Genomic DNA, 12200 nt, shown 5'->3' with positions numbered 1-12200 from the left:
TTACTTAAGGATGAAAACGCTTTTATGTACTATATTTTTGTGTTTAAGTTAGATCTGTACTGCTTGGGAGAGCAGCCCTTCAGCTTTTTAAACATTTTGCTGAATTGGGCATAATCCGGATACCCTGCCATCGCGGCCACCTCGGATAATTGAAGCTGCGGTGCCTGGAGCAGCGTTGCAGCTTTATTGATGCGGAAGCTCACCAGGTAGCTCTGAAAGCTGCAGCCCACCTCTTTTTTAAACAAGCTGCTTAAATAACTGCGCGATACATGAGCTACCTTGGCCAGATCCGCAAAAACAACTTCATCGCTGTAGTTATGTGCGACATACTCTTTGACAAACTCCACGTAATCATAATGCCTCGTGATGCCGCTGAGCATTTTGACCATGAAATCATCCTCATTCAGCTTGCCCAGACGCTTGAAATCGCGGGTAATTGCGGTAATCGACTGCTCGGATGGAATCCGTTCAAAGGCAGAGCCGCCAATGTAGCCCATAATATCTGTGTTATTGCTGTACATGTACTGGACGTCGACGGGCGTCTTCACCGGACCGCCGTAAATCATCTTAATTACATCTGGCTTAAGCTGCCCGCAGGCAGCAAAGATGCGCAGCGCCTTAGCTTTGGCTGCCTCTAAGGAGACAACCTTCCGCGCCCCTACTAATCCGCCTTCGGTCAGGCCGAGATGAGCACAGATTACATCTGCCCCCGCCTCGAGCATCTGGACCGCCTGGGACTCGTCAAATACGAAGGCCACCGTAAACAGCTCCTGCCGATGGGCCAGGCATATGGCCTCAACCTCCTTGTCATAGCTGATTCCGTCTTCCTCCAGGGCCTCTCTGAACAATCCGTCCATCAGGCCGACTGTCGGATAATTATTGACTCCCGCAAAGCCTTTGTCCTTGATATCCATTATATAATCAGCTATTTCTCTAGTGGGATCATTCGCATTCAGCCCGAAGAGCACGGGAGTATGCCTCACCAGCGGCACGATTTCCCTTGACCCGAAGTCCATCACCATATCATTGCTGTTGCAGAACGGTAAAAAGCCTGCAAGAGAGCTTCTCCCCATTTGGCGGAACTTGCCGGAGTTCAGCATTAATATAAAGTCCGCTCCACTCTGGGCGGCAACCTTGGCTGTAATCCCCGTACCTGTCGAGACACCAATGATATGATTACCCTCGTGCAGTTGTGATTGCAGGTTCTCCAGTATGGCTGTTCTGTTCAAGCTCTATCGCTCCTCATCTCTTCAGATTCCTCAATCTTAACCATCTTATATAAAAGAAAAAGCCAACCTGCTACTGAGAGCGCTTCAATCCTGTATCTTCTATTATAACAATGTACAGGAGCTGAAAAACCACAACCCGCGAAGTTACTTTTGCGGGTCATGGTTTCTGTTTGGGTCCGTATTTGATGGGTCTGTATCCGTATCTGCCGTTACTTTTTCTCCTGCGCCTGCTGGGTAGGACCATAATTGGCGGCTCCGGTGAAGTGAACATCATCCGCCGACGGATAGTACTTCGGGATCTGTAAATCCCGCTGGTACAGTCTTAAGTGCTCTCCGCGCGGAACAATATCGACAACATCACAGCCTCTCCAGGATACCGAATATTGTTCACCGCGCACCGTTTCTTTCACCACCGCCGTCTCCACAGGATGCTCCAGCTCCACTATATCCCCTGCCTTAACATTGCGGAATACCACCAGATTGCCCTCTCTTGAGGGTGCGCAGGCTATTCCATTAATCCTCCATTCGAGGTTCTGCCCCATCCAGTCGTACACCCGTACTGCAACATCATATGTCTGCTTGGGCTTGATGGAAATATAGCCTGTATCGGGGTAATTCATGCTCACCGTGGCTTCCTCTGTTTCTTTATCGACAGGGATATTAACGAGAACCATTCCACCGCGGTATTCCACCGCCCGGTTCCATATAATCTCCAGGGCCACCGGAGCCATGCCGACGCAGCAGCCCGCAATGGAGCGGAACTTGGACAATGAGATGGAGTTGACGAGGGAGCCGCCGGTGAAGCCGCCAATCATTCTCTTGTCAATCTCCCTGTAGGTGACCCCCTGCCCATCAGGTAAGGTATTGTCTGTCACTACATAAGATGCAACCTTGAGCTGATTCTCCACCAGCTGGTTCCGTGCAAAGAGGGTCATATCGTTCCAATATTCCTCGTACCCGGCCAGAATTAACTCATTCGCGCATTCGATCATATCCTTAATGCAGCAGGTTTCACAGTGCTCCTCCTGCTGCGGATGCCACTGGGCATATTCCGGTACCCAGCCGAAGGAGGAGGACAAGGAACGGATATAATCATAGATCCCTTTACCCGCGGTAATATACCGCCCGACGCCTGTGATGCGTCCAAGACGGACGAGTCCGGAGGCAACCCAGCCTGCCGAATGGATATGGCCGAAAAACTCCATTTTGTAATTAAAATAACGCGAGGGTCCCAGGAGGTGGTTGGCAATGCCAACAGCCAGATCAAGCGCCACCCCGTCTCCGGTGATCTCATATCTGCGCACCAGGGAGTGAAGCACAATCGCATTGCGAATTCCCTGCTCCCCCCGTCCGGTGTGCCTGGACAGATCGAATCCGCCGTCTTTCAAATATACGTCATTGGGGAATTCATACACTGGCTCCTTTTCCTCATAATCACCTGACCAGAAGGTTCTGACCTTCCTTTCGATGACAAGGGAGCGTAGCCCTCTTACAAGCCCGGAAGCCCTCTTTTCCGGTTCCGGGTCCAAAGGGTTATTCTCCACCATCCTGTTCAGTGCCGGAAGAATATAGCCCATTTCGTGAAAGGAGCTGTGATTCGTATGCGTCCAGGAGTATGGCTCATGAAAGCGCAGCCCGTGCTCTCCCCAAGACTTCATAAGATGGCGGTAAAAGGATAACTGAACCTCAGCTCCCTCTTCGGTCTTCAGCATTTTCCGGACGGCGTCAATGGCTTCGTACCAGGAGCCAACCAGCTCCGCGTCGTCTACCCGGCAATGAGCAGCTTCCGCAGGCTTCTTATGAGGGAGTACAAGCCAATACGGAAGGTTATCCGTCTTCTCATCCACCATGGATGTCAGATACCCTAGAACAAGCTGCGCATTGCGTAAAGGCTCAAATTTCTCATACGTCGGAGTTGACATAACTATTCCTCCATAGCCCCCTCTGCTTCAGCAGATTGATCCTTTGATTCCTGGTGGGCAGTATTAGTTAGTAGTATTAGTGTTAGTAATGTTAACCTTGAAATCGTCGAAGTCGATGGAGGCGTTCGCGTAACCGTCAATACCGAACAACTGGCCGGTCAGCTTGCTGCCGCCGGTATGGCGGAAGATGAATCCTGTGGCCACCGGAGCAGGAGCATCGTTAATATAGACGGTATAAGTCTTGGCGTCCCAGTTAGCGACCATTTTGATTTTGTACCAGGTGCCCAGACTGAAGTCCTTCACCTTTACCTTATTCGAGGCTCCGTTCTGCACGATGATTTTACCCGTATCAAACGCCGTGACCATGGAATAATTGCCGGTTCCGCTGTCGTTCCTCACCATGGCGCCATTGGCGTACGGGAAGCTGCTGTTGACTCTGGCACGGTATTCGATGACGACGCGCTGATCCGCCTCAGCTTTGACCTCACCTGTATATGGCAGGAAAAGATTGGCCTTGCCCGCTGTAGCGGCAGTCGTCAGCCGGAGGAATTTATTCCCGCCTTCCTCCTGCACAGTGGCGGTAGCGCCGCCAGTGAGCGCTTCGCTGACAATGCCGTAAGGGTATTTGCCTGCCGTGTCACCGGAGAAATCCCGGTAAGCGTTATAGAACACGCCACCCTGCGTAGTATTAAGCGAACCTAACAGGGCGGCTTCTGCTTCAGCAAGCTTAGTCAGCTCCCCGTCATACTGCTCCTTGGTCAAATCCGCGTTCCCGGCCAGTTCCTCCGCGTGATCCACTTCGGCCACGAAGGCGTTATACTTGGATTGACTATAGTTACCTAGCCCGTCTCCCAAAGGATAGGAGAAATTGACCAGCTTGCTGCGGAGCTGGTTCACAATCTCATCCAGACCATAACCCGGAACAACTTCTACGGAAACGGTGGAGAAGAACTCACGTCCGGCCAGCTTCAGGGTAACAGGCACCTGAACTGTGCCAATCGAACTGAAATCAAGTCCTGTCAGCTCCCGGCTGACGACAGCGGCCTGCTTCGGCTTATTATTGTAAACGACATCCACAATGCCGGGCAGCTTGGGGCTTACACCAGAAGGAGTCCTCACTACAGAAGCTACTTGAATCGCATCTGATGCTGCAATTACCTTCAAGCGGAAGGTGACCTGCTTGCCGCTATATGCTGCTGTAATGAAGGCTGTGCCCGGTTTAACCGCGTATACTGAACGGGTGACTGGATCAGAATCTATCCGGGCCACTCCGGAATCACTGCTGGTATACTGGGCATTCTGTGTCACGTTTTGTACTTCATAGTTATTGTAATGTGCAGTTAGCTGAAGTGGTAAGCTGGTCTGCCCGCTGATCAGAATGGGCTTCAACCCGCTGAAGACTACGGACTGCACAGATTTAGGTTCAGCAGCAACATTAACTGCGGTTGTGGCTATTTTTCCGTTGTAAGATGCGGTAATGATGGCACTTCCAGCACCGGCAGCCTTAATCTGATTCCCGCCGTCAATAACAGCCACCTTCGGATCGGAAGAACTGAGGACAACTCCCGTGTTAACAGCGGAATAGGTAGTACTCGTTACCGTATACAAGGGCACGCTGCGGGTTTCCCCCAACCCCAATGTGAAGCCGGGAGCTTCAAATAGCAGCTCTGACGTATTCAGCCGGAACACATCCATACTGTCGATTTCGGCAACATTCTTCCCCTTGTAGAAGCTGATAGTGTTGCTGCCTTGCCCAAGATAGACCTTCGCCGTGGAAGCCCCCCAGCGGTTCAAGCCCGAATAGACGATGTTCAGATTGGCACCGGAGCCGCCATTGACCGACAAGATATGGGAGGCCTCTCCCGCCTCCGGTGAGCCATTGGCATTACGCACAGACAGCACATAAAAACCCGCCTCCGGCACGTTAACTGTAAATCGGGCATAATCATTGGTGCTGCTGATATTGGCGACTTTCATCCCGCCGGAAGCGGAGGCTTCCCGCCGGACAGCCGGGAAAGATTCACCAGCCGGATCTTGCACCAGTATCGCTGATTCCGCTTCATAACGAGTCCGCACCGGCTCTCCCGAAGGCACTGCAAGCGGACTGTTCGGGTCGGCGGGTTCTCCCAGGTTCGGTGTATGGTCTGCACTCCAGGTGAACTTCTGTGCGCGGACATTGCGGGTCCAGCCTGAGCCCGGCCAGCGGGCGGTATGGTAGATAATCCAGTCCTCTGTACCGTCTGGAGAGGTGACGATACTGTGGTGGCCCGGGCCGTAGATTCCATTCGCACTGGAGAAGACCGGCTGATCGCGCTTGACCCAGGAGCCTGGATTCAGCGGATCATCGCCGAGCTTGGCGGTAATCAGCCCGAGGCAGTAGCTGTCTGTCCAGCTTCCATTGGCAGAATAGATCAGATTAATGGTGTCGCCCTTTATAGTGATCTGCGGACCTTCATTGATTCTGCCCGGGGACGTCTCCCAATCATATTCAGGCGTAGATATCAGTACCCGCTGAGAGCTGATGGTCCGCGGGTCGCTCATCCGGGCGATGTATAGATTCTGGAAGCTTCCGTCCGTATCTTCCCAGCCGGACCAGATGAAATAGTGTTGCTCACCCACCGTCAGCACCGTGCCGTCAATCGCCCAGCGGTCGGTGGGGTCGGTAATTTTACCTTTGAACTCCCAGGTTCCGCTTAGCGGATCTGCACTGGCGTTCTCCAGCACGTACATACGGTGGTTGGCGTTGGTTCCGTTGTCGGCCGCGAAGTAGATATACCATTTGTATGCTCCGTCCGTATCTTTGAGATAGTGCATTTCGGGCGCCCACACATTGGAGCTATACATGGTTCCCTTAACCGGTGTCCAGGCCAGGCTCCGTTCGCCCGCTTCAATGCCGGTGATGGTCTTCGCCCTACGGATCATGATCCCGCTGGCATTGACGAATACGTTGTAATAATAGCCGTCCGTATGCTGGTATACCCAAGGATCGGCTCCCGTCTGCATAATAACATTGTAGAAATCGGACACTTTATTCCCTCCTTGTACAGCTGCAGACTCCGGCGAAGCCGGCATCGACTCTTCCGCAGCAGCCAGCCCGCCCCATTGTGGCAGCATCAGCAGCAGTGCGAGACACAGCAGCAGAACTCTGGATTTTTTGCCAGGCATGTGCAGCCCTCCTTCGATAGATAAAAACGCTTTCATTTTTTCATCTCCCTCTTGTTTAGATTTTTTTGGGTTAGCGTCCTCATTCTACCTTCTGGAGAACTTTTAAAAAATGTACTATCTTAAATGGTTTTTGTAACCGCTTTAGAAAAAGTGCCTTCACTGTGGCAGGAAACCATAAAATCAACCGGAGGGTGAATCTGAGGTTATATTTGAAGCTTCGTCGTCACTGCGGTGAACATTTGGACTTCCGGCCGCAGTTGTCACCAGATTTCTTGATTAATACAGCTCTTCGCGGTGGAAATCCGGTGACAAAGGCGGTCGCTACCGCTCCTACAGTTCCATATTTCCCCTCCGTTTCTTTTGCTTTTTGGTTATTTCTTTAGTGCCTCTTATATGGAATAAATGATTAGTTGGATAAACGTATCTTAATTTGAATGCTTTGCAGCGTCTGAGAGAATTAGTTGGAGAAACGTCATTTAATTCCAGGCATTTCCTCTACTCTGCTCGATTTGCCGCCTAGTAACTGCTATTTTTCCAACTGTTATCCGGCAAGGGCTCCTCTGTTCAAGAGCAAGTGTAGTTAATCCAACTGCTATTTCCGGCGACAGGCGCTACCACATCCTTGTCCATACTGTTGCCAGCTTCTGAAGCTATGCAATCCAAAAAGACACCTCCCGATTATAGGAAGTGTCCTGGTTGCACATTCGATTAGCCTATCTGCCCTTCCCGGTAACGATCTGTCTGATGTACTCCAGGGGGAACCTTGGGAATCCAGCCGGATCATACGATTTATGGACGGGAATATTCTGTCTGCAGGATCGGCGTCATCATAGCTCACTTTCCCTCAGATTGTCTAAACTCTTCAATCGTATCGCGGTCATTAACCAACTGAGGAATCTTCACGGTCACGGTCGTTCCGTGGCCGAACCGGCTCTCGACTGTGAGTCCGTAGCCCTCTCCGAACAGCATCTGCAGCCGGTGATGGATATTCTTTAGCCCGATGCCTTGTGCCGGTTGTTCGTCTGATGCCCGCACCGGGTACTCCATACTAAGCTTCGTCTGGAGGGCGGCTAGCACTTCCGGTTCCATTCCTTTCCCTGTATCTGTAATACAGAAGCACACATCTCCATGCGCATCCATCCTTCCGCTAACCAGGAGGCGGCCGCCTTCGTCCATCCGCTCCAGTCCGTGATATACGGAGTTCTCCACAATAGGCTGGAGGATCATCTTAGGCGTCTTCATAGATAACAGCTTCTCCTCCACATCAAGCTCCATGGAGAATTTATTCTCGTAGCGGATTAAGATAATCTTCATATAGGCCTGAATACAGTCCACTTCTTCTCTGATCTGTACAAGATTATCCTTCTTGATGCTGTAACGGAAAATCTTGGACATACAGTAGGTAATTTGCGCAATCTCCCTGCTCCCGTATTCCAGCCCGATGCTGCTGATACAATTCAGCGTATTATAGAGGAAATGGGGATTAATCTGGCTCTGCAAAGCAGAGAACTCCGCCTGCTTCTGGCTCAGCTCGGACTCATATAATCTGGCCTGGGTACCGAACATATCCCGGGCCATCTCATCCATCTCATCCATCATCCGGTTAATGTCGCGGGCCAGCAGGCCCACCTCATTGGTGAACCGGACCTTGATGCGGAAGCCCATATCCCGCCGTCCGACCCTCTTCATATCCATAACAAGTCCCATCAGCGGACGCATCAGACTGTTCATGAAGAAGCTGCCGATTACGAGCATAGTCAGAATAATGCCGATGCCCACAATAATGCTGACCTTACGCATCGGGGCCATGTCCGCAGTCAGTTCATGCACCGGAATCATACTAACAACCCGCCATCCGTCAGCCTGCTCCAGACCCTTCACCTGAACGAGAATCTCTTCTCCGTCAATGGTAGCCTTTACGCCGTTAAGCAGACTCTCTTTGTCCATAGATAGAACTTCCCGGAACAACGTGCCCCGTGCACTGGAATTCGTGGAGGCAATCACCTCGTCCCGGTTATTCAGAATATACAAGGTGGAGCTCTGCGTGAATTCCGTATTTTCTACCAGCCCCTGCAGCTTGTCCATATTGACCATCACGGTGCAGTAACCTGTAATCTGGGAGTAATAGATTCCCCCAATGTTCTCCACAATCGGCGCGATATAGAAGAACTGTTCCGTACCTGTCCGTTCGTCCTTCAGAATCGTGGTGAACATCCCCTGCTCCCGCAGCAAGGGGTCATCCTTATATTTCTGAATAAAAGTATCATAGGGGTTGATGAAGAAAATATCGCCGCTTGCCGAGTCCAGACTATGCAGCCGCCTTCCCTTGATGTCGTTAATGACGATGCCGTTCACATAGGAATTGAAGGATCTCATATATTCCATAAGATCCAGTGCATAAGGGCCGCTGTCGAATGCTCTTTTGTAGTCATCAACCTCCACGGAGAATTCCTGAATCAGCTTGCTGTTGACTGCAATGCCGGTGCTGACCCGGATATCATTGAACACAGTATCAATCTTGCGGCGGGTCTGTTCGATCATCTGGTTGCCGTAAGTGGCAGCCCGCTTCTGGGTTAAATTAGAGAAGCTATGGAAGAAATATATCTCCATGACTGTGAATATAACGATCGAGAAAAAAAAGATAAGCCATATCTGATGTTTTAATTTCACTTTACTGGTCTTCATGGCTTACCGCTCCGATCCGCTTAGCTTTTTCTGAATTTGGTGGGCGTCATCCCGCAATGCTTCTTGAACACTTTGTTGAAATAATAATAATCCACATACCCGGACTTAACGGCAATTTGCTCAATGGACAGGTCCGTATGCTTTAGCAGCTCCCGGGCTTTCCTGATCCTCAGCTCTGCCACATATTCGGAGAAGGTTCTTCCCAGATTGTTCTTGAACAACTGACAGCAATACACCTGATTAATGAAGAACTGGACAGACAAATCTTTCAGATACAGCTTCTGCTCAAAGTTCCGGTCGATATAGACGACCATCCGGTTGAAGCAGGACAGGATATCCCCTTCCTGCAAGGAACGGCTGCTGCCTTGCCGGATGACCGTAAGGACGTCATGCAAGAAGCTGCACAGAGACGCAAAGTCTTCGAATCGTTCCTTGATCTCGGAATAATTGAGGAATTCCAGTTCCATATCCCTCAGTTCTTCAGCATACGTGTTTATAAGCATCCCGACAGCCTGATTCCATAAGTAGACCACCTCACCCATACCCAGATGATGGTTCCTGAAGTATTCCTGCAGTCCTGTAATGAACACATCCATATCGTCAAGCGAATTCCCGTGAATGATCGTATAGAGTCCATCAATACAAGGTTTCATGAGATGAAGCTTCGGCTCATAGTGAACGGCTGCTGAAGTCTGCTCCAGAAAAATATGTGAGGCGGACAGGTCAGCTTCTTTAATCAGCTTGCTCACCTGCTGAAGCTGGCTGCTGATGCTGCTGATGCCCACACTTTGGATTCCCGTCTCCGTCAGTACCCCTTCATCCGGGGTCCACTCTAAGCCGCTTAGATGCTCTGCCATCCGCACGACCAGCAGCTTCCGGGACCCGGCTTCAACCTCCACTGCAGTTATGTTCCTGCCCCCAGGAGAGAGCAGCTTCCTGATATCCTTAATGTCACTCGGCAAATAGACCGCAAACACCTGGTAATAGCATACAGCCATGCTGGCCGGAAGCGGCAGGAACTGCCTGATCTCGGTCTCATCCCCCGAGGTCAGCGCATCCAGGAGAAGATTATTGCGGATTGCGTTTCTCCGGGAGAAGTGAGTGGCCAGCTTCGCAATGAATGTATCCGCCATATCGACATCCAGAGGTTTAAGGAAATAATCGAGCGCCCCGTAGCGTATCGCTTCCTGGGCGTATTCAAATTCCCCATATCCGCTTACGATGACAAATTCCGTGTTCAGCCCTTGCGCTCTGGCCCGCTTCATCAGATCCAGCCCAGAGATATCCGGCATCCGGATATCGGTAAACACCAAGTCCGGCTGCTGTATACACAGGGCCTCCCACGCTTTGTAAGCGCTTGTAAATTGTCCTGTAATTTCAAAACCGTATTTCTCCCAGTCAAAGGCGTTCTGAATTCCTCTTATCGCCCATGACTCATCATCTACAATCATGACCTTGTACATGGGTAGCCTCCTGAACCTATGAATTCCTCTGAATAATAGTGAAAATGTCCGGGAATAGCAACCGAAATTCGGATAAACCATGATAATGAACCCTCAATGGCTTATCCGAATATGATGAGATTATTTTTTGGCGGCTTGGCTCTCTCTGTAATTCTTCACATTTTCCTCTTGAACGGCTTTACCGCCGGCGTCCATATATTCTTTCACCAGCTTCTCGTACAGGGCGTCGAACTCTGCCGGCTTGGCAACGATCAGCCTGTCAATCATTTGTTTGTTCATGTCGCCCAGGGTTTTGCCGTACTTGATATTGGCTTCGTTCGGTATGCCATAGTTGTAGCTGCTATAACCGTCTGTTGTATTGATTGCATAGGAGTCAATAGCCAGCTTCTCGTAACTCTTGTCCCCGGCTGCCAGCGCTGCCGCATATGTTCTGACATTCTTTTCGGTATCGCCCAGCTCAGCGCCGTTTACAATCATCGTATAATCCATATTCAAATTGCTCATTTGCATTTTCTCGCCGGTCTGTGAAATCCCGTGCGGGATGCCGTCTACCAGCTTGTGGTTAACGCCTTCATCACCGAACTGCAGGAAGAACATCACTTCCCGGTCAGCCATCCAGTTCAGATATTTAATCGCCAGCTCCGCGTTCTTGCTGCTCTTGGGAATGAAGGAGAATATACCATTCTCATTATATACCTCTTTGAGGTATTTGCCTTCGTCATTCTTGAAGGTATCAATCGGAACATAGTTGGCCTCCGGCGAATTTTGCTTTAGCGGAACACGGATTTTTTGCGTCATCGGATAATCCCAGTTGGCAGCATAGAAGCCTACCTTGCCGTTGGTTACATCGGCATCCGCCTGCTTGGTTGTTTTGTCCAGGGCAAAATCGGGGCTGATCAGCTTCTCATTGTACAGCTTGTTTAGCCATTGGTAAGCCTCCTTGTTACCGGGCTTCAGCCAGTTCGTCGTGGTGATGAATTCCTCCTCGGGCATGGTCTTCCAGAACGATTGCACCAGGTTACCGAAGGTGTAATTCATACCGGCAGCTGCTGTAGCCCAAGGGATGACGCCGTCAACATTACCGGGGTTCTTGTCACGGAAGGCTACCAGCGTCTCATACAATTCTTCCCGGTTCGTAGGAAGCGGCAGACCCAGCTTATCCAGCCAATCCTTGCGGATGAACATTCCGTTCCAGGCCAGCAGGGTCCGCTTGCCCGGGATGGAGACCTGTTTGCCGTCATATTTGCCGTAGGAGAGCACCTTCTCACCCAGGTACGACTTCAATTGCTGGCCGTGCTGTTCCAGCAATTCGTCCAGCGTATAGAGTCCCTTGCTTTTGGCGAAGCGGGTGACCAGGGTCCCGTCGTAGGTGAAGGAAATATCAGGAGCCTGGTTTGCGGCCATTAACACATTCAGCTTGTCGACTTCCTGGGAACGGGGGACAGGAACAAATTCTACCACGGCGTTATTGGGCTTGCCGAATTTCTCATTAACGTATTGGGTCCATTTGTTGTTGTTCAAATCCGGCTGTCCCTGAACCCCGCGGTCGAACACTTCTACCGTCAAGGTTGCCGGAGCACCGGAAGGGGCCCCCGATGCAGTTGTTGATGCCTCTGACAATGATGTCTCTCCGCTCTTGTTGCCATTCCCTCCACAGCCTGCCGCAACACCGGCCAGAAGCGTCATACTGAACAGAATTGCTGCTGTTTTCTTTATACCCGTACTCACATTAACCA

6 protein-coding genes are annotated in these 12200 nt (G+C 50.8%); all 6 read right to left on the bottom strand.

Features of this window, described 5'->3' with window-relative positions; all coding sequences use genetic code 11:
- Positions 1-29: 29 nt before the first annotated feature.
- The 6 genes from R50912_RS17115 to R50912_RS17090 all read right to left on the bottom strand — a co-directional run bounded on the left by R50912_RS17115 (position 30) and on the right by R50912_RS17090 (position 12192).
- Positions 30-1229 (bottom strand): phosphoenolpyruvate hydrolase family protein, encoded by a 1200-nt coding sequence (locus R50912_RS17115; protein ID WP_042236591.1) that lies wholly within the window; start codon positions 1227-1229, stop codon positions 30-32.
- 209 nt (positions 1230-1438) lie between these two features.
- Entirely contained in the window at positions 1439-3151 is a 1713-nt protein-coding gene (locus tag R50912_RS17110) for a glycoside hydrolase family protein (RefSeq protein WP_042236589.1), read from the bottom strand.
- Between the two features lie 63 nt (positions 3152-3214).
- A complete protein-coding gene (locus R50912_RS33340; RefSeq protein WP_081956542.1) occupies positions 3215-6316 on the bottom strand; it encodes a family 43 glycosylhydrolase in 3102 nt (1033 codons plus the stop codon).
- 834 nt (positions 6317-7150) lie between these two features.
- Positions 7151-9001 (bottom strand): sensor histidine kinase, encoded by a 1851-nt coding sequence (locus tag R50912_RS17100; protein WP_042236587.1) that lies wholly within the window; start codon positions 8999-9001, stop codon positions 7151-7153.
- A gap of 20 nt (positions 9002-9021) precedes the next feature.
- The gene (locus R50912_RS17095; RefSeq protein WP_042236585.1) at positions 9022-10464 is read right to left on the bottom strand and encodes a response regulator transcription factor; all 1443 of its coding nucleotides are present in this window, start codon (positions 10462-10464) and stop codon (positions 9022-9024) included.
- A gap of 120 nt (positions 10465-10584) precedes the next feature.
- Positions 10585-12192: an extracellular solute-binding protein gene (locus R50912_RS17090; RefSeq protein ID WP_156123483.1), complete on the bottom strand. Its 1608-nt coding sequence runs from the start codon at positions 12190-12192 to the stop codon at positions 10585-10587.
- Positions 12193-12200: the final 8 nt, after the last annotated feature.

The sequence above is a fragment of the Paenibacillus sp. FSL R5-0912 genome (assembly GCF_000758605.1).
Lineage (GTDB): Bacteria > Bacillota > Bacilli > Paenibacillales > Paenibacillaceae > Paenibacillus_AQ.
This window is presented reverse-complemented; position numbering and strand designations above follow the sequence as displayed.